Source organism: Nonomuraea sp. NPDC004580 (genome assembly GCF_040609855.1).
Classification (GTDB): Bacteria; Actinomycetota; Actinomycetes; order Streptosporangiales; family Streptosporangiaceae; genus Nonomuraea; species Nonomuraea salmonea.
Map to the genome: position 1 here is coordinate 220,779 of NZ_JBEXLH010000003.1, position 20,747 is coordinate 241,525.

At 71.5% G+C, this 20,747-nt stretch carries 18 protein-coding genes; 11 read left to right on the top strand and 7 right to left on the bottom strand.

Annotation, left to right across the window (positions count from 1 at the left end):
* Positions 1–317 precede the first annotated feature (317 nt).
* Together ABZW11_RS06300 and ABZW11_RS06305 are read right to left on the bottom strand one after the other, a co-directional pair.
* Positions 318–983, bottom strand: a complete 666-nt coding sequence (locus tag ABZW11_RS06300) for a hypothetical protein (RefSeq protein WP_355413232.1) — start codon at positions 981–983, stop codon at positions 318–320.
* The gene (locus ABZW11_RS06305) at positions 926–1,642 is read right to left on the bottom strand and encodes a hypothetical protein (protein ID WP_355413234.1); all 717 of its coding nucleotides are present in this window, start codon (positions 1,640–1,642) and stop codon (positions 926–928) included. The genes ABZW11_RS06300 and ABZW11_RS06305 overlap by 58 nt, the downstream gene beginning before the upstream one ends.
* Positions 1,643–1,767: 125 nt before the next feature.
* Between ABZW11_RS06305 and ABZW11_RS06310 the strand changes: the two genes are divergently transcribed.
* Positions 1,768–2,247, top strand: a complete 480-nt coding sequence (locus ABZW11_RS06310; protein WP_355413236.1) for a hypothetical protein — start codon at positions 1,768–1,770, stop codon at positions 2,245–2,247.
* 38 nt (positions 2,248–2,285) lie between these two features.
* On the top strand, positions 2,286–2,750 hold the full coding sequence (locus ABZW11_RS06315) for a hypothetical protein (RefSeq protein ID WP_355413238.1): 465 nt from the start codon (positions 2,286–2,288) through the stop codon (positions 2,748–2,750).
* A 177-nt stretch (positions 2,751–2,927) separates the two neighbouring features.
* On the opposite strand, the gene ABZW11_RS06320 is transcribed toward ABZW11_RS06315, so the two are convergent.
* Positions 2,928–3,905 (bottom strand): aldo/keto reductase, encoded by a 978-nt coding sequence (locus tag ABZW11_RS06320; protein WP_355413240.1) that lies wholly within the window; start codon positions 3,903–3,905, stop codon positions 2,928–2,930.
* Between the two features lie 162 nt (positions 3,906–4,067).
* On the opposite strand from ABZW11_RS06320, the gene ABZW11_RS06325 reads away from it, so the two are divergent.
* Positions 4,068–4,535: a GNAT family N-acetyltransferase gene (locus ABZW11_RS06325; RefSeq protein WP_355413242.1), complete on the top strand. Its 468-nt coding sequence runs from the start codon at positions 4,068–4,070 to the stop codon at positions 4,533–4,535.
* Positions 4,536–4,625: 90 nt separating this feature from the next.
* On the opposite strand, the gene ABZW11_RS06330 is transcribed toward ABZW11_RS06325, so the two are convergent.
* Positions 4,626–4,916 carry a hypothetical protein gene (locus tag ABZW11_RS06330; RefSeq protein ID WP_345387581.1) on the bottom strand — a complete coding sequence of 97 codons (291 nt, stop codon included), beginning with the start codon at positions 4,914–4,916 and terminating at the stop codon, positions 4,626–4,628.
* 201 nt (positions 4,917–5,117) lie between these two features.
* On the opposite strand from ABZW11_RS06330, the gene ABZW11_RS06335 reads away from it, so the two are divergent.
* The 7 genes from ABZW11_RS06335 to ABZW11_RS06365 all read left to right on the top strand — a co-directional run bounded on the left by ABZW11_RS06335 (position 5,118) and on the right by ABZW11_RS06365 (position 14,695).
* Positions 5,118–6,428 (top strand): MFS transporter, encoded by a 1,311-nt coding sequence (locus tag ABZW11_RS06335; protein WP_355413245.1) that lies wholly within the window; start codon positions 5,118–5,120, stop codon positions 6,426–6,428.
* The gene (locus tag ABZW11_RS06340; RefSeq protein ID WP_355413247.1) at positions 6,415–8,442 is read left to right on the top strand and encodes a molybdopterin oxidoreductase family protein; all 2,028 of its coding nucleotides are present in this window, start codon (positions 6,415–6,417) and stop codon (positions 8,440–8,442) included. Before ABZW11_RS06335 ends, ABZW11_RS06340 begins: the two co-directional genes overlap by 14 nt.
* Positions 8,439–9,833: an FAD-dependent oxidoreductase gene (locus ABZW11_RS06345; RefSeq protein ID WP_355413249.1), complete on the top strand. Its 1,395-nt coding sequence runs from the start codon at positions 8,439–8,441 to the stop codon at positions 9,831–9,833. Before ABZW11_RS06340 ends, ABZW11_RS06345 begins: the two co-directional genes overlap by 4 nt.
* Positions 9,830–12,256 carry a nitrite reductase large subunit NirB gene (gene nirB, locus ABZW11_RS06350; RefSeq protein ID WP_355413251.1) on the top strand — a complete coding sequence of 809 codons (2,427 nt, stop codon included), beginning with the start codon at positions 9,830–9,832 and terminating at the stop codon, positions 12,254–12,256. Before ABZW11_RS06345 ends, nirB begins: the two co-directional genes overlap by 4 nt.
* Entirely contained in the window at positions 12,253–12,651 is a 399-nt protein-coding gene (gene nirD / locus ABZW11_RS06355) for a nitrite reductase small subunit NirD (protein WP_355413253.1), read from the top strand. Before nirB ends, nirD begins: the two co-directional genes overlap by 4 nt.
* 302 nt (positions 12,652–12,953) lie before the next feature.
* The gene (locus ABZW11_RS06360) at positions 12,954–13,475 is read left to right on the top strand and encodes a nuclear transport factor 2 family protein (protein WP_355413255.1); all 522 of its coding nucleotides are present in this window, start codon (positions 12,954–12,956) and stop codon (positions 13,473–13,475) included.
* A gap of 497 nt (positions 13,476–13,972) precedes the next feature.
* The gene (locus ABZW11_RS06365; RefSeq protein WP_355413256.1) at positions 13,973–14,695 is read left to right on the top strand and encodes a hypothetical protein; all 723 of its coding nucleotides are present in this window, start codon (positions 13,973–13,975) and stop codon (positions 14,693–14,695) included.
* 148 nt (positions 14,696–14,843) lie between these two features.
* On the opposite strand, the gene ABZW11_RS06370 is transcribed toward ABZW11_RS06365, so the two are convergent.
* Both ABZW11_RS06370 and ABZW11_RS06375 read right to left on the bottom strand, forming a co-directional pair.
* A complete protein-coding gene (locus ABZW11_RS06370) occupies positions 14,844–15,503 on the bottom strand; it encodes a FadR/GntR family transcriptional regulator (protein WP_355413258.1) in 660 nt (219 codons plus the stop codon).
* 61 nt (positions 15,504–15,564) lie between these two features.
* Positions 15,565–16,653, bottom strand: a complete 1,089-nt coding sequence (locus ABZW11_RS06375) for an ADP-ribosylglycohydrolase family protein (RefSeq protein ID WP_355413260.1) — start codon at positions 16,651–16,653, stop codon at positions 15,565–15,567.
* A gap of 71 nt (positions 16,654–16,724) precedes the next feature.
* Between ABZW11_RS06375 and ABZW11_RS06380 the strand changes: the two genes are divergently transcribed.
* A complete protein-coding gene (locus tag ABZW11_RS06380) occupies positions 16,725–18,647 on the top strand; it encodes a Xaa-Pro dipeptidyl-peptidase (RefSeq protein ID WP_355413262.1) in 1,923 nt (640 codons plus the stop codon).
* Between the two features lie 35 nt (positions 18,648–18,682).
* On the opposite strand, the gene ABZW11_RS06385 is transcribed toward ABZW11_RS06380, so the two are convergent.
* Positions 18,683–20,707: a hypothetical protein gene (locus tag ABZW11_RS06385; RefSeq protein WP_355413264.1), complete on the bottom strand. Its 2,025-nt coding sequence runs from the start codon at positions 20,705–20,707 to the stop codon at positions 18,683–18,685.
* Positions 20,708–20,747: the final 40 nt, after the last annotated feature.

Here is a 20,747-nt window from a genome sequence, read left to right on the forward strand (position 1 = left end):
TCCTTCCAGCTGCCATCAGTGACCCAACGAGTAGTAATCTATTGACTACATAAAGTCAATGTCGCGATGGCGCAGTGGAGTGGTCCGCATATCTTCACAAAACGGACATGAAGCTACTAATCTGGCATCGCTCCAGTGGGGGCCCTGGAGCGCCAACGTCCGGCGGACGCCGGGGTCCCTCCTCACCAGGAGGGACCCCGACGTCTGGCAGAAAACCGGATGTGCTCGACGCGCGGGCAGGTGCAGACGCCGCCGGCACCGCGATATGGCGGCCTCTCTCAGGCCCCCGGTAGGGTAATCGGCGGGCCGCCGCCTTTTCACCGGGGCGTCAGCCTTCCCGTCGCCAGGTCGAGCGAATAGGAGCGGTCCTCGTACGCGCTGTGCAGCAGGAATCGCCCGCCCTTCGACCAGCCCGGCACATTCTCCAGCCAGTCATCACCGGGAAAGCGATAGGTGACGGCCGACAGGCGTTTCCCGGTGGCCGGGTCATAGGTTTCCGCGCGCTGCTTCGCCCATCGGATGACGACCAGCCGGCCGCCGTCGGGGCGCAGGTGATAGGTGTCGCCGCCTTTTCCGACCGGGAGCCGCATGCGTTGCCTGCCCTTGAGGTCGAGGACGAGGACCCGATCGCCCTTGGTGACGATGACGCCGGCCGCGTTGACGTCGTGAACCTCCCGCGCGCCGGCGGTCAGCAGCGGCGCCCAGGTGCGGGTGTCGATGACCTGCGCGCCGTCTCCCGACATGACCACGAAACGGCCTTTGAAGGTGACAGCGGGCACGTCGGCGTCGGTCAGGGGCGGGGTGAGCGGACGGGTACCGCGCGCGTTCTGGTACGTCAAACGGCGGTCCTTCGCGTGCAGGTAGACCACGGCCTTGCGGTTCCCCGCGACGGCGAAGGGAGCGCTGCGCGGCGCCTTGCCGGGTTCTACGACATAGGCAGCCGCCTGCGGGAACGGCTCGCCGTCGACCCCCAGAACCGGCACGGGGCCACGGTCTCGTCGAACCACGGGCAGGTCGGGGCGTCGTACTCGTCGACGGTCTCGAACGTGGCCGGAATCGCCGTCACCTCGGCGGGTCCGCTGTGGCCGGGCGGTTCGTCCCAGGGCGGGCGGCCGGGGACGAGCAGGACGCTCGCCAGCACGACCGCACTGCCCGCGAGGTGCACGTTCCGCGCCGACCAAGCGCCCAGCGCCCGCGCCGCCTGATCTTGATCCTCCATGCGCGGGCGCCGGTCCGCGAGCGTCACGGCCGTCGCGACGGCGACGACCACGGCGGCGTGCGGCAGCAGCGTTCTGCCCGGGTCATCCGACAGGACCAGGTGGACGCCGGCCAGTGCGGCGGCGGTCACGGACGTCAGCCACAGGGCACGCGGGACAGCCATGTCGAAGAACGGCGCGCGCCTCGCCGCCAACAGCGGCCCGGTGCACCAGCCCGCGACGAGATAGAACGGGTCGCCGCTGAAACCCGCCACCGGAACGGCCAGAATGACGGCGACCAGCCGCCATCGGCGTAATCGCGAGAAATACGCGATGACCTGCGGCGCATTTTCCAGGGTGATCGGATAACCGCTCAACGTGGCGAACCTCGTGAGCATTTCCCGTGACACCGTCATCGCCGCCGCGGAAATGGCAGCGGCCCCCATCACCCATATCATCACCGGGACACGATATAAGGTGCTGTGCCATGCATCCCGATGAAATATGGCGGCGATTAGGCATCGGCAGTCGGCGCTTATCCGGGTCCGGGGCGGTGGGCTGGAGTGGTGCGGTGCTCGCCGTCGTCGCCGTCATTCTGTCGTGGGCGGGCGCGACAGAGCCACGGGCCGACTGGACGGCCGATGAAGGGCTCTCCTACCGCGACGAGGCCGGGCGGCTCGTCACCTCCATGACGCTCGAAGTATGGAACGAGGGGCCGGTCCCGTTCACGATCACGGGGATCGCGCTCGACGTCCCCGGCCTGCGCCTGCTGCCTCCCGACGGGACGAAGCGCGAGCGGGCGTCAGTCAGGGTGGCGGCCTACGAGTTGGTCTCGATCTCCAGAAGCGTGCACGTCGGTGACTGCGCCAAGGTGCCGAGGGAGCCGCAGCCGGTGCGGTTCACCTACCGGACCCCGCTGTGGTCGGGGGAGTCGGAGGCGGTGCCGGACTCCTGGCGCTATTCCGGGCTGGGGGACGACGTGACGCTGGCCTGGCAGCGCGGACTCGCGGCTCAGGCGTGCAACGAGGCGGTGAGTGACGAGTGGTCCTGACACGGCCTCTGCACCCGGCGCCACCCGTCCGGCCGGGCTTGAAGATCGCGACGGGGCTGGTGTTCGCCTTCGTGGCCATCCGGCTGGGCGCGTTCGATCTGCTGCTCGACCCGATCGGCTGGTGCTTGTGCCTGATCGGGGTGAGCGACCTGCGGCCGGCCAGCAAGGCCGGGTGGCTCGCGCTCGGCATGGCCGTTCTGTCGGCTCTCGCGCTGATCGACGCGGAACCCATGGACGGAAGCCCGGCGGCCGGGGCCCTGTACACCGCCGGGTCGTACCTGACGGTCTGGGCGGTGGTGGACGTCGTCGTCGGGCACGTCCGCCGCGCCGGCGACTCATCCACGGCCGCGCTGCTCGACGTGCTGCGGTGGGCCGTCGTGGGGCCGGGGGCGATCGCCGTGCTCTCGGGACTCGGGTACGCCCGGCTCGGCGAGGTCGCGCTCATCGTCTCGTTCGGTGCGCTGGCCGTGCTGATCGTGGTGCTCTGGCGGCTTCGAGCATGAAAGGCCCTTGCCGGGGTGGCGTTACGGGACGAAGGTGAGGGAGAGCCGGCCGGGGCGTGTCCCCGGCGGGTAGTCCCGCCCGGACGGCGAGATGGGTGGCGGTGACCGGCGAGGTCACCAGACCCGCCGCCGCTCGACAGTGCCTCTGCCGCTCCGGGCGGGACGCCGGCAGCCCTGTCACCAGCGGTGGTGGACCTGGGGGCGGATGAGCTCGTCGTAGACGTCGCGGACCGTCGCGAGCGCCGCGTCGTCCAGCGGGGTGAGGGCGTCGGCGGCGGCGTTGGCCTGGGCCTGGGCGGGGTTGCGGGCGCCCGGGATCACCACCGAGACCCCCTCCTGGTCGAGGATCCAGCGCAGCGCGAACTGCGCCATCGTCGCCCCCTGCGGCACCAGCGGCGCCAGGCGGCGGACCGCCTCCAGGCCGGTGGCGAAGTCGACGCCCGAGAACGTCTCCCCGACGTCGAACGCCTCCCCGTGCCGGTTGAACGAGCGGTGGTCGTCGGAGGAGAACGTGGTGTGCTCGTCGTACTTGCCCGACAGCAGGCCGCTGGCCAGCGGGACTCGGGCGATGATGCCGACCCCGGCGGCGCGTGCGGCGGGCAGGACCTGCTCCAGCGGCTTGAGGCGGAACGCGTTGAGGATGATCTGCACGCTCGCCACCCCGGGACGCGCGATCGCGGTCAGCGCCTCCTCGCAGGTTTCGACGCTCACGCCGTACGCGGCGATCTTCTTCTCCGCCACCAGCGTGTCGAGCGCGTCGAACACCGCGTCCGTCGAGTAGACCGGCGTCGGCGGGCAGTGGAGCTGCACCAGGTCGAGAGTGTCCACGCCGAGATTGTGGCGGGAGCGCTCGTTCCAGGCGCGGAAGTTGTCCATCACGTAGTTGGCGGGGATCTGCTCCACCCGCCGGCCCATCTTCGTGGCCACCGTGAGGCCGGGGTGGTTCTTGGCGAAGCGGCCGACGATCTGCTCGCTGCGGCCGTCGCCGTAGACGTCGGCGGTGTCGATGAAGGTGACGCCCGCGTCCACCGCCGCCTCCAGTGTGGCGACCGCGTCGGACTCCGTCACCTGGCCCCAGTCGGCGCCGAGCTGCCAGGCGCCGAGGCCGACCACACCGACCTGGCGTCCGGTACGTCCCAAAACGCGCTGTTCCATGGGTGTCTGCCTTTCTCGAACGTGACCGGCACCAGTCTTCCGGATGCCGGCACCCGCCGCGCACGCCGGGGCCTCGGCGGTACCTCGGCGGTACCTCGGCGCTACCTCGGCGGGACCTCGGCGCGGCACGGGGGATGGACGAGGGCACGTACCCTGTCTGTCATGATTCGTCCCGCCACACCCGCTGACGTGCCCGAGATCGTCAGCATGATCCGCGAGCTGGCCGAGTACGAGAAGGCCGCACACGAGGTGCGGGTGACCGAGGAGCAGCTCCACGACACCCTCTTCCGCGACCACCCCGCGGCCTTCGCGCACATGGCCGAGCAGGACGGCGAGGTGGCGGGCTTCACGCTGTGGTTTCTGACGTACTCCACCTGGCGCGGCGTGCACGGCATCTACATGGAGGACCTGTACGTCCGCCCGCAGCACAGGGGCGGCGGCCACGGCGTGGCGCTGATGCGCGAGCTGGCCCGCATCTGCGCCGAGCGCGGCTACGAGCGCCTGGAGTGGGCGGTCCTCGACTGGAACGAGCCGTCCATCGCCTTCTACGAGAAGCTCGGCGCGGTCAACCAGAGCGAGTGGTACCGCTACCGGCTGACCGACGAGCCGCTGCGCCGCCTGGCCGGCTGAAAGCACACCCGCACAGCACCCCCGCACAGCACCCCCGCACACGGCCACGCAGGTCACGCACGGTGACGTGACCTGCGTGACACATACGGTTCAGACGCCGGCGTGCGTCCTGCTCCGCGTGCTCTCGGACTGATCGAACATGCCCATCTCGGACTCGTCGAGCTCGCGGTGGGTCTCCTCCATCCGCAGCGCGACACCGATCGCGAAGAACGTCGGCGCCCACTCGCCGACGAAGATGCCCCACCGGTCGGCCCGGTCGAGCCCGGCCTTCTCGGCCTTCGTCGACACCGCCCAGCTGGCGAAGGCCAGCGCGATCGACGCCAGGCCGCAGGTGTACATGTGGCCTGACTTAACGCCCATCTTGTGCAGCTGTTTGATCATGTTTCCCCCCTTGTCTGAGTGCTGTTACCCCAGCAAGAGGCCGATAACCGATCATTAACATCATGTTTCGCGGGTGACGGTTGTGCGGAGCTTGTTACCGCGGTGAATCACCCGTAACGAACGCACTGCCACGCACGGTCATCGTGCGTAATGAGCCCTTCCTACCTTGGGGATCCCGGACGCCGAGCGTAGGAGAGGTCGATGGCGCGCTGGATCGCCGAGTGGCACCCCGATGACCCAGCCTTCTGGGAGAGCTCAGGCCGGCGGGTGGCCCGGCGCAACCTGGTCTTCTCGATCGTGGCCGAGCACCTCGGCTTCACCGTGTGGACGTTGTGGAGCATCGTGGCGACCAAGATGGGGTCGTACGAGTTCTCCACCGACCAGCTGTTCTGGCTGGTCGCCGTGCCCAACCTGATCGGCTCCGTGCTGCGGGTGCCCTACACGTTCGGGCCCGCCAGGTTCGGCGGGCGCAACTTCACCGTGGTCAGCGCCGCGCTGCTGCTCATCCCTGCGGTGCTGCTCGGTGTCGCGGTGAACAACCCGGCCACGCCGTACTGGCTCTTCCTGGTGATCGCGGCCCTGGCCGGGCTGGGCGGCGGGAACTTCGCCTCCAGCATGGCCAACATCACCTACTTCTACCCGCGCGACAAGCAGGGCGTGGCACTCGGGCTGAACGCGGCGGGCGGCAACGTCGGCGTCAGCTCCGTGCAGCTCGTCATGCCGCTGGTGATCGGCTCGCTCGGGCTGGCCGCCGCCGGATGGTTCTGGATCCCGTTCATCGTGGTGGCCGGAGCCTGCGCGTTCTTCTTCATGGACAACCTGACCAGCGCCAAGGCGGATCCGCGCGAGCAGTTCGCGGTGGCGGGCAAGGCGCAGACCTGGGTCATGTCGTTCCTCTACATCGGCACGTTCGGCTCGTTCATCGGCTACTCGACGGCCTTCCCGCTGCTGAGCCAGAACCTGTTCCCCGACGCGCCGTACGCGGCGGTCGCCTTCGTCGGGCCGCTGCTCGGCTCGCTCATCAGACCGGTCGGCGGCTGGCTGGCCGACCGGCACGGCGGCGCGCCCGTGACGCTGTGGAACTTCGCCGCGATGGGCGGCGGCGTGCTGCTGGTCTGGCTGGCCGGCACGGGAGGCAACTTCTGGCTGTTCTTCCTGGCCTTCCAACTGCTCTTCGTCACCTCGGGCGTCGGGAACGGCTCGACGTACCGGATGATCCCGGCCATCTTCCAGGCCAAGGCCGTGGCCGAGCGCGGCGAGGGCGAGGAGGCCCTGCTGTACGGCAAGCGCCAGGCCAGCGCCGCCATCGGCATCATCTCGGCGGTAGGGGCGCTCGGCGGGTTCCTCATCAACCGGGCGTTCGGCATGTCGTTCGCCGCCTCCGGCAGCCCGGCCGCCGCGTTCCTCGCCTTCGGCCTGTTCTACGCCTCCTGCTTCGCCCTGACGTGGTGGTGTTACATGCGCACGGTCGGCGTCAACGTGGTGGCGAGCCTCGCCCATGTCAGGGTCTGACGTGACGGCGACGCACTGCCCGTACTGCGCGCTGCAGTGCGGCATGAAGATCGGACCCGGGCCGGCCATCAGCCCGCGCACCGACATCCCGGCCAACGCCCCGGGAGCGCTGTGCCAGAAGGGGTGGACGGCGGGTGAGCTGCTCACGAGCACCGAGCGCCTGACCGCCCCGCTCCTGCACGGCGAGCCCGTGGACTGGGACGTCGCGCTGGACTACGTGGCCTACCGGCTGTCCGCCATCCGCGCCGAGCACGGCCCCGACGCCGTGGCCGTGTTCGGCGGCGGTGGGCTGACGAACGAGAAGGCGTACTCGCTGGGCAAGTTCGCCAGGGTCGCGCTCGGCACCAGCCAGATCGACTACAACGGCCGGTTCTGCATGTCGTCGGCCGCCGCCGCGTCCATCAGGGCGTTCGGCATGGACCGGGGCATGCCGTTCCCCGTCACCGACCTCGCGGAGGCGGACGTCGTGCTGCTGGCGGGCGCGAACGTCGCCGAGACCATGCCGCCGTTCGTCCGCCACCTCGACGGGCCGCGGCTCATCGTCGTCGATCCGCGCCGCTCGCCGACCGCCCGGCTGGCCTGGCTGCACCTGCAGCCCACTCCGGGCACCGACCTGGCGCTCGCGCTCGGGCTGCTGCACATCGCGATCTCCGACGGGCTCGTGGACGAGGCGTACGTGGCCGCGCGGACCACCGGCTTCGACGACGTACGGACCTCGCTGGCCTCCTGGTGGCCCGAGCGGGTCGAGCGGATCACCGGGGTGCCCGTGCACCAGATGCGGCAGGCGGTCAGGGCGCTCGCTGCGGTGGAGCGGGCGTACATCCTGACGGGACGCGGCGCCGAGCAGCACGCCAAGGGCACCGACACGGTCACGGCGTTCATCAACCTGGCGCTCGCGCTCGGCCTGCCCGGCACCCCGGGCTCCGGGTACGGCTGCGTGACCGGGCAGGGCAACGGTCAGGGCGGCAGGGAGCACGGGCAGAAGGCCGACCAGCTGCCCGGCTACCGCAAGATCGACGACCCGGCGGCCCGCGCGCACATGGCCCGCGTCTGGGGCATCCCGGCCGAGGACATCCCGGGGCCAGGGCGGTCGGCGTACGAGCTGCTCGACGCGCTGGGCACCCCTGAGGGGCCCAGGGCGCTGCTGCTGTTCGGCTCGAACCCGATCATCTCGGCGCCCGCCGCCGAGCACGTCGCCGAGCGGATCGGCTCCCTGGACCTGCTGGTGACCTGCGACTTCGTGCTGTCAGAGACCGCCGCGCTGGCGGACGTGGTCTTCCCGGTGACGCAGTGGGCCGAGGAGACCGGCACGATGACCAACCTGGAGGGCCGGGTGCTGCTGCGCCGCAAGGCCCTGGACCCGCCGCCGGGGGTGCGCAGCGACCTCGACGTCATCGCCGCGCTCGCCCACCGGCTCGGCCACACCTTCGGGACCGAGCCGGTCGAGGTCTTCGACGAGTTGCGCCGCGCCAGCGCGGGCGGCCCAGCCGACTACTCCGGCATCACCTACGAGCGCATCGCGGACGAGACCGGCGTGTTCTGGCCGTGCCCGTCGGAGGAGCACCCGGGGACGCCGCGGCCGTTCCTCGACCGCTTCGCGCACCCCGACGGGCTGGCCAGGTTCGTGCCCGTCCAGCACCGGCCCGCCGCCGAGGAGATCGACGCCGACTACCCCGTCTACCTCAGCACCGGCCGGGTGCTGGCCCACTACCAGAGCGGCGCCCAGACCCGCAGGATCGCGCCGCTCGTCCAGGCCGCCCCAGAGCCGTACGTCGAGCTGCACCCCGACCTGGCCGAGCAGCTCGACATCACGGCAGGGGACGTCGTGCGCGTCAGCAGCAGGAGGGGCGAGAGCAAGGCCGTGGCCAGGATCAGCGACGCCATCAGGCGCGACACCGTGTTCATGCCCTTCCACTGGGAGGGCGCCAACCGGCTGACCAACCCGGCACTCGACCCCACGTCGAGGATGCCGGAGTTCAAGGTCTGCGCCGTCAGGGTGGAGAGGGACTCATGAGGCTCGTCGTCGTGGGCAACGGGATGGCCGGGTCGCGCCTGGTCAGCGAGGTACGCACCCGGGACCCGCACATGAAGATCACCGTGTTCGGCGCGGAGGCGTGCCGGCCCTACAACCGGATCCTGCTGTCCAACGTCCTGGCCGGCAGCTCCCGGCCCGAGCAGGTCCGCCTGGTGGACCCCGCCTGGTACGACGCCCACGACGTCGAGGCCGCGTTCGGCAGCCCGGTCGCGCACGTGGACAGGGAGACCAGGCACGTCGTGACGGAGGACGGGCGGCGCGAGCCGTACGACCTGCTGGTCCTCGCGACCGGCAGCGACGCGATCGTGCCGCCGATCCCCGGCGTCGAGCGAGCCATCCCCTTCCGCACGCTCGACGACTGCGAGCGCATCCTGGGCGAGGCCGAGCGGGCCCGCACGGCGGTCGTGATCGGCGGCGGGCTGCTCGGCATCGAGGCCGCCCGCGGCCTGGCCGGGCGCGGCCTGCCCGTCACGCTGCTGCACCTGGCCGGCCATCTCATGGAACGCCAGCTCGACGTGGAGGCGGGCGAGGTGCTCGGCGAGACGCTCGCCGGGCTGGGCGTGCACATCCGCACCGGCGTCAGCGCCGCGGGCATCGAGGACGACGGCGTCAGGCTCGACGACGGCGAGTTGGTGGAGGCCGACCTGGTCGTGCTGGCCTGCGGGGTGCGGCCGGTCACCGGCCTGGCCGCCGACGCCGGGCTCGAGGTGCGGCGCGGCATCGTCGTGGACGACGAGCTGCGCACCGACGACCCGTCCATCTTCGCGATCGGCGAGTGCGCCGAGCACGACGGCACCGTGTACGGCCTCGTCGCCCCCGCCTGGGAGCAGGCCACCGTGGCCGCCGAGGTCATCACCGGCGGCAAGGCGCTCTACCGCGGCTCCCGCCTGGTCACCAGGCTCAAGGCCAAGAGCGTCGAGCTGGCCGCGATGGGCGAGACCCAGCTCGGTGAGGAGCACGCCGAGGTGGTGCGCTTCAGCCACCGCGCCCGCGGCACCTACCGGAAGCTCGTCATCAGGGACGGCCGCCTGGTCGGCGCGATCCTGCTGGGCGAGAGCGACGCCGTCGGCACCCTCACCCAGCTCTTCGACCGCGGCGGGCCGCTGCCGGGCGACCGCGCCGGGCTGCTGTTCCCCGGCCTCGCGGCGGCGCCCGTGGCCGACAGCCCGACGCTGATGCCGGACGCGGCCATCGTCTGCCGCTGCAACAACGTGACCAAGGGCCGGATCAGGGCGTGCTGGGAGGCCGGCGCCCGTGACGTGGCCGGAGTGGCGGCCTCGACCAGGGCCACCACCGGATGCGGGACCTGCCGCGACGCCGTGGAGGGCATCGTCGGCTGGCTGTGCGAGCAGGAAGGGATCTCAGTGTGAACAGGATCGTCGTCGTCGGGTACGGCCCGACCGCCCACCGGCTCGTCGAGACCCTCACGAGCAAGGGTTTCAGCGGCAGCGTGACCGTCATCGGGGAGGAGCCGCGGCCGGCCTACGACCGGGTGCACCTGACCTCCTACCTGAACGGCACCTCGGCAGAGGACCTCACCTACACCGTGCCCGGTGGCGTCGTCACCCGGCTGGACACCCGGGTCACCGCCGTCGACCGGCAGGCCAGGCGGGTCACGCTGGCCGACGGCGGCAGCGAGCCGTACGACGTGCTCGTGCTGGCCACCGGCTCCGCGCCGTTCGTGCCGCCGGTGCCCGGCGCCGAGCACGCCTTCGTCTACCGCACCATCGAGGACCTCGACGCCATCAGGACCGCCGCCAAGGACGCCGAGCAGGGCGTCGTCGTCGGCGGCGGGCTGCTCGGCCTGGAGGCCGCCGACGCGCTGCGCGCGCTCGGGCTGAAGACCCACATCGTGGAGATGAGCCCGTGGCTGATGCCGCGCCAGGTGGACGAGGGCGGCGGCTCGGTGCTCAAGTCGCACATCGAGGGGCTCGGGCTGAGCGTGCACGCCGGCGCGGGCGTGCAGGAGATCGTGTCCGACGGCGGCGAGGTGAGCGGCCTGCGCAAGCCCGACGGCACGCTGATCGACGCGCAGGTCGTGGTGTTCTCCGCGGGCATCAGGCCGCGCGACGAGCTGGCCAGGGACGCCGGCCTGGAGGTCGGGCCGCGCGGCGGCATCGTGGTCGACGCCGCCATGCGCACCTCCGACCCCGCCATTTACGCCGTCGGCGAGTGCGCGCTGGTCGGCGGCATGGTGTACGGGCTCGTCGGGCCCTGCCAGACGATGGCCGAGGTGGCCGCCGACCAGATCATGGGCGGCACGGCCACGTTCGGCGGCGCCGACCTGTCCACCAAGCTCAAGCTGCTCGGCGTCGAGGTCGCCCAGTTCGGGGCCATGGAAGGGGCGCTCGACGTCACCTACCTCGACCCGGTCGCCGGGATCTACAAGAAGCTGTTCATCAGCGACGACGCCCGCACCCTGCTCGGCGGCATCTGCGTGGGCGACGCGGCGCCGTACACCTCGCTGCGGCCCTTCGTGGGCAAGGAGCTGCCCGCCTCGCCCTCGGACCTGCTCTTCTCCGGCGCGGGCGTCGGGCTCGACCTGCCGGACGACGCCCAGGTCTGCTCCTGCAACAACGTGTGCGCCGGCGACGTCCGCACCGCCATCGCCGACGGCTCCGCCACCGACGTGCCCGCGATCAAGGCGTGCACCAGGGCCGGGACGACCTGCGGCAGCTGCGTGCCGATGCTCAAGCAGCTGCTGGAGAAGTCGGGCGTCGAGGTCAGCAAGGCGCTGTGCGAGCACTTCACGTACTCGCGGGCCGAGCTGTTCGACATCGTACGGGTGCGCGGCATCACCACCTTCTCCGAGCTGATCATCCAGCACGGGCAGGGCCGCGGCTGCGACATCTGCAAGCCCGCCGTGGCCTCCATCCTCGCCTCCCTGCACAACGGGCACGTGCTGGAGGGCGAGCGGGCCGCGCTGCAGGACACCAACGACGCCTTCCTCGCCAACATCCAGAAGAACGGCACGTACTCGGTCGTCCCGCGCATCCCCGGCGGTGAGATCACCCCCGACAAGCTCATCGTGATCGGCGAGGTGGCCCGCGACTTCGGCCTCTACACCAAGATCACCGGTGGGCAGCGCATCGACCTGTTCGGCGCCCGCGTCGAGCAGCTGCCGGAGATCTGGCGGCGCCTCGTGGACGCCGGGTTCGAGTCGGGCCACGCGTACGGCAAGGCCCTGCGTACCGTGAAGTCCTGCGTCGGCTCCACCTGGTGCCGCTACGGCGTCCAGGACTCCGTGGGCATGGCCATCGCGCTGGAGCTGCGCTACCGCGGCCTGCGCTCGCCGCACAAGCTCAAGTCCGCCGTCTCGGGCTGCGCCCGCGAGTGCGCCGAGGCCCGCTCGAAGGACTTCGGTGTCATCGCCACCGAGCAGGGCTGGAACCTGTACGTCGGCGGCAACGGCGGCTTCAAGCCCCGCCACGCCGACCTGCTCGCCCACGACCTCACCACCGACGAACTGCTCAGGACCATCGACCGCTTCCTGATGTTCTACATCCGCACCGCCGACCGGCTGCAGCGCACCGCCGCCTGGATCGAGTCGCTGGACGGCGGCCTCGACTACCTACGTGAGGTGATCATGGAGGACTCGCTCGGCATCTGCGCCGACCTAGACGCCCAGATGGAGCACCACATCGCCACGTACACCGACGAGTGGGCCGCCACCCTGGACGACCCCGACAAGCTGAGCAGGTTCGTCAGCTTCGTCAACGCGCCCGGGGTGCCCGACCCGTCGATCGTGTTCGCCAGCGAGCGCGGCCAGATCAAGCCGGTGATGGCCCGATGAGCTGGACCGCGATCTGCGCCTACGACTCCCTGCTGCCCGAGCGCGGCGTCTGCGCCCTCGTCGAGGGCACGCAGGTGGCCGTCTTCCGCACGTACGACGGCGAGCTGCACGCGCTCGGCAACCTCGACCCGTTCAGCGGTGCGTACGTGCTCTCGCGCGGCATCGTCGGCACCAGGATGGGCGAGCCGACCGTCGCGTCGCCGCTGCACAAGCAGGTGTTCTCCTTGCGCACCGGCCGCTGCCTGGACGACCCGGGCGTCTCGGTGCCGGTCCATCCGGTACGCGTGAACGCCCTCGGCCACGTCGAGGTCACCCTGGAAGCCGCACCGGAGGTCACCCGGGAAGAGCCCGCCTACGCGCTGGCCTCCACGGCGGGCGCCTCGACCGGTGGGTAGACGTGGGGGCTGCGATGCGCCACCGGGAGCACGCAGCGCCGGCCTGCTTCGACACTGTCGCAGCGTTCGGCGTCTTCGCGCTGGGGGAGGGGTTCGGCGTTCGCCATGATTCGCGGCACTGTAGGCACGCTATCGGCGCTGTCCGGCCCGCTGGTATCAGGACGGCAACGATCGAACCTCTGACGCGTCTCTCCCTGATTCGTTGACCGTTGCCGTCCGGACCACCCCGACCAGGTAAAGGCGTCGTGCGGAGTGCCTAAACCCCGCATTCGCCACTCATCGGCGGGGGCATCAAAGCGGCCATGAGCAAGATTTCTCAGCGCAGGGCACTCCTGCTGGCCGCGATCGTCCCCGCCCTCCTGGTTGCGGGCTGCTCCGGCAACACCCAGGCCATGAAGGGGGCGGCCAGCCCCACCGACATGGACTCCGTAGCGCCCGACACCTCACCCGAGGACTCGCCCGAGGCGTCACCGGGCGGCGGCGAGGCGGAGACCGCCGTCCAGGGCTTCTTCGACGCGCTCAAGTCGGGCAACGTGGATCAGGTCACCGACACCTTCGCCGACGACGCGGTGGTCCTGCTCGCCGGGCAGCCCACCGCCGAGGGCGGCGAAGCCATCAAGTCGCTGTTCCAGAAGCAGCTCCAGGGCGGCAACGGCATGAAGCAGGCCACCCACACCATCGACGAGACCCGCACCGCCGGCCCCGACGACGCCATCGTCAGGGCGACCAGCAAGCAGGGCAACGACAACATGCGCGAGCTGTTCGTGCTCACGAAGGAAGGCGAGGAGTGGAAGATCTCGCAGTTCATGAACAACAAGGGCTGACGAGGTCGGTGACGCCCTGACGGGGTTCCCGAGGGCGGGGGAGGCGGCGGGTCGCAGGCGGCCGGCCGCCGACCGGACCCGCCCCTCCCGGCGCGGCGAGCGCCGGAAACATGCACTTTTCGAGTCAATGATGTGGAGCATCACCGGGGATGCGGGGGCTGATGCGGCGCTGGTCCACCAGCGTTAGGTAGACCGCGAAAGCACCCGCGTCCACGCGTCGGCCTGCTGTGACGTGAGCCTGATCTCCCTTGTGCGTGCCCTGGTCGGGAGATGTGCGCACCCTTGTCAGGAAATGTCGCCCGCGATGGCACGGCCTCCAGAACCTCCGGCACTCCTGCGGTGTATGCACACCGGAGGTGGCTTTCATGCGAAAGACGATGGTCGCGTTGGCGGCCCTGGCACTTGCGGGGGCCCCGGTCCTGGCGCCGATGCCGGTGTCGGCATCCCAGACGGCACCCCAAGTGGGGGCCCAAGCGGGGGCCCGTGGGGGATGGGCGGTGACGTACCTCGATCCGCTGCCGGGGCGGTTCGAGACCGGGCACACGTACACGGTGGGGTTCTGGGTGTTGCAGCACGGCACCCATCCGTTCGAGGGCGTGCTCGACCGTGTCGGGCTGCGGCTCACCCGGGCGGACGGCCGCAGCGTGACGTTCGAGGCCACGCCGCTGCCCGAGGCGGCGCACTACGCGACGTCCCTGGCGGTCCCGCGCGGGGAGTGGAAGGTGGAGGCGCTGCAGGGCTGGTTCCCGACGTACGAGGTGGGCGTCCTGAAGGTCCCCGGAGACATGCGCGTCGCGCCCGTGCCCGCCGAGATGGTGGGAGGCCGGCGTACGGAGGAGCGCTGGGGCGCGATCCGGCCCCCGAAGGTCGTCCCCGGCGAGGTCCCGGTCTCCGCCCCCGCCCCTCCCGACGCCCTCGGCCAACCCCCGCTGCCGGCCAAGACCCAGAACGACCCCGCCTCGGCAACGAACGATGACGCGTCAGGAACAGGCAGAACAGGCACGTCAGGCGCAGCAGCCGCCGAGACCGTCGACGACGTGGCCAAGGCCGGCGCTCAGAGCGCGGCCACCAGCACCGGCATCCCCGCCTACACCCTGCTGCTCGCCGCCGCCGGAGGTGCGGCACTCGCGGCGGCGGCGCTGTGGCGGGCGGCCCGCCGCCGGCGCCAGGCCCCCGACCCACCGGCGGACCCCGCCGCGGACACCCTGGCCATCCCATGAGAAAGGCACCGCGCGCCCGGGACGCGACCACGTCCCGGGCACTCGCGCACGCGCGTGCCCGACGCGGAACCGGGCCTGTGCCGGGCATGTGCGGACTCCTTGTCCGGCCTGCCCGCGCCCTTGCCGAACCCGGCCGCGTCGCTGAGGGTCAGAGGTCGCGTTCCTGTTTGTCGAGGAGGGCGATGGAGACGGCGACCGCTCCGGCGGGGTCGCGGTTCTCGATGGCCTTGAGCAGCTCGGCGTGCCAGGGGTCAGGGTCGAGGGCCGCCTGTTCCTGGTCTCTGACGCTGTCGCGCAGGGCCGCGCTCATGCTGCGGTAGAGGTCGCCGAGGAGGGCGTTGTGTGCGGCCTCCGCGACGCTCAGATGGAAGGCCACGTCGGCGTCGGCGAACGCGTCGAGGTCGCCCGCCTGGGCGGCGGTGTCGCGGCGGGCCAGGGTGGCGCGCATCGCGGCCAGGTCGTCGTCGGTGCGCCGGCCCGCCGCCAGCCGGGCGGCGACGAGGTCGAGGCCGCGGCGTACGTCGATGATGTCCATGGCGGCGGCCGTGTCGAGCCGGCGGCGCAGGGCGACCTCGGACTCGTCGGTGGCGGTGACGTACGTGCCGTCGCCCTGCCGGGTGTGCAGCAGCCCGGCGTGGGCCAGGACGCGTACGGCCTCGCGTACGGACAGCCTGCTCATGCCGAGGCTCTCCGCGAGGCGGCTCTCCGAGGGGATCTTGGTGCCGACCGGCCACACCCCTTCGGCGATCTCCCGGCGGAGCTCGGCGATGGCGGCGTCCACGAGCGAGGTCCGAGCGACGTTACGCATCCACCTTCTCCTCAACGGCTGACGCCCACCACCCTAGATGCTGCGGGGCGGGGGCGGACGATCACCCCGGGGCGGCGACGAGTTCGGCGGCCAGCCGTTCGATCGTCTCGCGGCCCTCCAGCGGACGCAGCCAGGCGGCGGGCAGGGCGTCCCTGCCGTACAGGGCGCCGACGAGGTTGCCGCACACCGAGCCGGTCGAGTCGCTGTCGCCCGAGTGGTTGACCGACAGCAGCAGGGCGCGCTCCACCTCGGGCTCGGCGAGGGCGCAGTAGACGCCGATGGCGAGTGCCTCCTCGGCCACCCACGCGCCGCCGAGCGACTCCATCGCCTCGGGGGTGGGCTGCCCGGTGGCGGCCAGCTCCAGGGCGGCGTGGAGGGCGGCCGTGGTCTCCTCGTGGCCGGGGTAGGTGGCCAGGAGGGCGAGGGTGCGGCGTACGGCGGGTTCCAGCGCCTCGCTCGCCATGAGCTGCGCGACGATCGCCGCGAACGCCCCGGCGGCGAGGTACCCGGTCGGGTGCCCGTGCGTGATCTGCGCGCACACCGCCGACAGCTCGAACGCCTCCCGCACCGCCCGCTCCCCACTGTCGGCAGGCGCCTGATGGGTGAGGGCGGCGAGAAGGCCGAAGGGGGCCGAGCGCATCACGGTGCCGCAGCCCTTGGAGCCGGGGTTCACCGGGCCGGGCGCGCCCCACGCCGCCGGGCCTGGGAAGGGCCGGTGCAGGCCGGACAGGCAGGCGTTGCCGGGGGCGCGCCGAGAGTACAGCCAGCCCTCCTCGCGCAGCCGTCCCGTGTGGTGCGGCAGGCTCGCCGGGGGCGGCGCCTTGTGGTCCTGCGTGTCCAGCCACCGCAGGTAGGCCGCCCGTACGGCCGCCACCGTCCGCGCATCCCCAGCGTCGGCCGGGGTGGTGGCGGGTGTTTCCGCTCGTCCTTCGCGGGCGGTCAGGAGGCCCTCGACGGTGAACAGGGTCATCTGGGTGTCGTCGGTGATCAGGCCGGCCTTACCCCGCCAATCCGTGACGTAGTCGCTGACGCCCTCTCTCCCGTACGCGCTGCGGATCTCCCGCAGCGATTGGAACTCGATCGGCGCTCCCAGCGCGTCACCGATCGCGCCGCCCAGAAGACAGCCCAGCACCCGATCCAGAACATCCACAGTCGGATCTTGCCACCTCCCAGGCCGTCTGAGACGGTGGCGTCTGTTGTCACATGTCCCGGAGGTCACGCGTGTCACAATTACGCCCAGCCCTCTTCGCCGTCGCCCTCACCCTCGCGATCGCGACTCCGGCCCAGGCCGCCGCCGGCCCGGCCATCACCGTCGAGAACGGCCGGACGCAACCGGTCTTCTCGTACGCGGACGCCGTCCGCGAGCACGTGTACGTCGAGTCGACCGTCGACAGCGACCTCGACGGCGCCCTCGACAAGGTCAGGGTGGACATCATCCGGCCCAAGGAGTCCGGCCCGGGGCTCAAGGTCCCGGTGATCATCGATGAGAGCCCGTACTACGACAACTCGGGCCGCGGCAACGAAGGCGAGCGGAAGGTCTACGACGCCGCCGGAAATGTCGTGAAATTTCCGCTCTTCTACGACAACTACTTCGTCCCCCGCGGCTACGCCGTCCTCAACGTCGACATGCTCGGCACCACCAAGTCCGACGGCTGCCCCGACATCGGCGGCAAGGCCGACGTGCTGGGCGGCAAGGCCGTCATCGACTGGCTGAACGGCCGCGCCAAGGCGTTCAGGGCGGACGGCAGCCCGGCTGTGGCCGACTGGACGACCGGCAAGGCCGCCATGATCGGCAAGTCGTACGACGGCACCCTCGCCAACGCCGTCGCCGCGACCGGCGTGGACGGCCTGAAGACCATCGTGCCGATCTCGGCGATCAGCTCCTGGTACAAGTACCAGCGCTCGAACGGCGTGATCTACAACTACGACTACGCGTCCTGGCTGGCCAACTACGTCGACACCGACCCGGAGGACAAGTGCCGCCAGGTCCGCGACAAGATGGACGCCGAGGACGGCGACGACACGGGGAACCACAACACGTTCTGGGCCGAGCGCGACTACATCAAGGGCCTGCTCGGCGACGTCTCCAAGGTCAAGGCGAGCGTCTTCGTCATCCACACGGTCAACGACCTCAACGTCAAGCCCGACAACTTCTCCGTCTGGTGGAAGGCGCTGGCCGACAGGAACGTGCCGCGCAAGATCTGGGTCGGCCAGACCCAGCACGTGGACCCGTTCGACTTCGAGGGCCGCAGGGACCTCTGGGTGGACACGCTGCACCGCTGGTTCGACCACTGGCTGCACGGCGTGCGCAACGGGATCACGAACGAGCCCCGCGCGGACGTCGAGGTGGCACCGGCGAAGTGGATCAGCCAGCGCGACTGGCCGGCGCCGTACGCCCTCAAGGTGCCGCTGCGCCCGTCGGCCGACGGCACGCTCGGGCTCAAGCCCGCCAAGCGCAACAGCACCGCCTCCTTCACCGACGTCCGCATGAGCGAGAACGACATGGTGGCCGACGTGGGCACGGCGAAGCCCGGCCGGGTCGCGTTCACCACGGGCCCGCTCCCGCTGAGCCTGCGCCTGTCCGGCACGCCCACCGCCGACCTGCGGGTCAAGCTCGACAAGCCGACCGCCAACCTGACCGCGCTCCTGGTGGACTTCGGCACCGACACCCGCGTCGACTGGCGGACCGGCCAGGGCATCACCACGCTCACCGAGGAGGACTGCCACGGCGAGAGCACCGCTGACGACGACGCCTGCTACCGCAAGGTCGTCACGAACGTGGCCACCCGCCCGCTGGAGATCGTCGCCCGCGGCTGGATCGACGTGCAGAACCGCGACTCGCTCAGCCAGGCGAAGCCGCTGACCCCCGGCACGTACGGCACGGTCAAGTGGCTGACGCTGCCGCAGGACTACACGTTCAAGAAGGGCCACCGCATCGGCCTGATCGTGGCAGGCACCGACGGCACCTACACCGGTGAGCAGGGCACCGGCGCGAACGTCACCCTCGATCTGACCAGGAGCAGCGTCAGCGTGCCGTTCGTGCTCGGGACGCCGCTCGCCGACGTGCCGAAGGACGCCACCACGTTCCGCGGCCCCGAGAAGCTGGACCTGCCGGAGCCCGAGCCCGGGTTCCACTTCTTCTAGGAAGTCCCCTGGTAGGGGGCCCGGTTCCGGGCCTCCTACCCGCAGCTCGCGTCGGGGGAGGGCGTCCAGGTCACGTTCATGGTGAGCGTGCCGCTCGCGGCGGTGGTGCCGCCGGTGCGCTCGCCGTCGCCCTTCGCGGTGCCCGCCCACTTGACGGTGATCTTCCCGCGCCGTACGGCCGGTGCGGGGTCGCAGCTCTCCAGCCGGTCGGCGACGCGGAAGCGGGTGCCCGACACGGCGATGCCGGCGGTGCCGGCCGCGGAGACGACCTGGCAGCGGCCGGTGCACGCCAGCGCGAACGACCCGGTGTGCCGCTCGCCCAGCCACGCCGACGACGGAGACAGCCTGGCCACCGGCGCGGCCGGCTTGGGCAGCGCGCTCTTCCTCGGCACCGCCGTCAACCCGGACCCGGCGCTCTCCTCAGCCCCGCCTCCCGAAGCCTCCCGCCCGGACGCCTCCCGCCCGGACACCTCTCGCTCGGCGGCGTCAGAACCGGCCGCCTCGCGCGCCGGCTCATCGGGCTGGGCGCTGCTCTGCGGCCCGCTCTTGGCCTCGCTCCCTGCTCCGGCCTGGGCACCCGTCTGGGCCTCGGGGTCGGCGCTGGACTGGGCGGCGGCCTTGGTGAGGGCCGGGGTGCCGGCCTGGCCGTTCATGATGGCCCAGATCAGCCCCGCCGCCAGCAGCCCCACACCGAGGATCAGCGCCAGCCTGGCGACGGCCCTGATCGGGGTCCCCTGCTCGGGATCGTCGTCGGGCGGCTCACGCCAGTACTCCTGCCACTGCCCGCCGTCCCCGCCCCCGGGCGGCTGGACGAAGTTCGACGCCGTGCTGGACACCGTGCTGGACACCGTGATCCCGCCGTAGCGGATGACAGGGGCGTCGTGCGGCATGCCGTTGCTCTCACCCTTGAGCGCGGTGCGGTAGACGAGCTTGTCGCCGGCCACGCCGCCGCGGAAGGCCCTGGTGCGGCTCGGTGGCGTGAACGGATGCCGCCCCCGCACGGCCGGCGCCGCGATGGGCTCCTCGGCGACCTCTTCCGGCGCCCCAGTGTCGTGCTGGGTGTCGTCCTCGGTGTCGTACTCCGCGTCGTCCTCGGTGTCGTACTCCGCGTACGTGGGAGCCGCCAGCGGCATGGACATCGGCCGCGGAAGGGACTCCAGCGGCAGCCGGGCCGCGGGAATGGTCGGGGGCTCCTGGTCGGAGGCGGCCGCGCCCGCCTCCGACCAGGGCTTTCCCGGGGTCGCCGTCGTGGGGCCGGCGACCGGGGCGGACGGCATGGCGTCGGCGGCCGGTGGAGCCTGCGACGAGGAGGTCTCCACCAGTGTGCGGGCCTGCACAGGAAAGCCGTCGGCCCGCCAGAGTGGCCCCTCGCCGGGCAACGGCTGCGCCGACGCCAGCCGGTTGGGAAGTGTGCCGGGCAGTGTGGCGATGGGCAGCCGGCGCAGCAGCGCCGCCGCCGTCATCGTCCTGGGCGCGGCCCGGCAGGTCGCGCACGCTTGGATGTGCCGGCCGATCCTGGCCCTGGCCCGGCGGCCCGGCGCGGCGACCCACGCCTCCATCCGGGCGGTCAGGTCGCGGCAGCCGTCGGGGGAGCGGGCCGCGACGATCGCGGCGAACCACTCCTCCAGGCCGGACGCGGCCCTGGTGACGATGGCGTGCACCTCGGCCGCGGGCAGCTCGAAGATCGCGGCCAGCTCGGGGTCGGACAGGCCGTGACGTATGGACAGGTCGAGCAGCTCCCGCTGGGGCCGCTCCAGGGACAGCAGGGCCTCGGGCAGCAACTCCGACATGCGGCCCGGCCGCGACCACGAGCCGATGCTGGCCGGCCGGGCGACGAACGCCCGGTGCGCGCGGGCCACGGCGTACAGCCAGGGGCGGCGCAGGGCCGGGTCCACCACGCGGTCCGCGTACAGGTGCGCCGTCATCGCGGCGCCGGCCACGGCCTGCTCGGCGTCGCCGGCGGCGAGCTCGGTGCGGCAGTAGTCGTAGAGCCGGGCTCCGTGTTTGTCGCACAGGTCACGTATGGCCTGGCGCGCGTCGTCTGACAGGGTTCGCCACATCCGGTGTCACCTCCTCCATTCGGTACGCGGTCGGGTGATG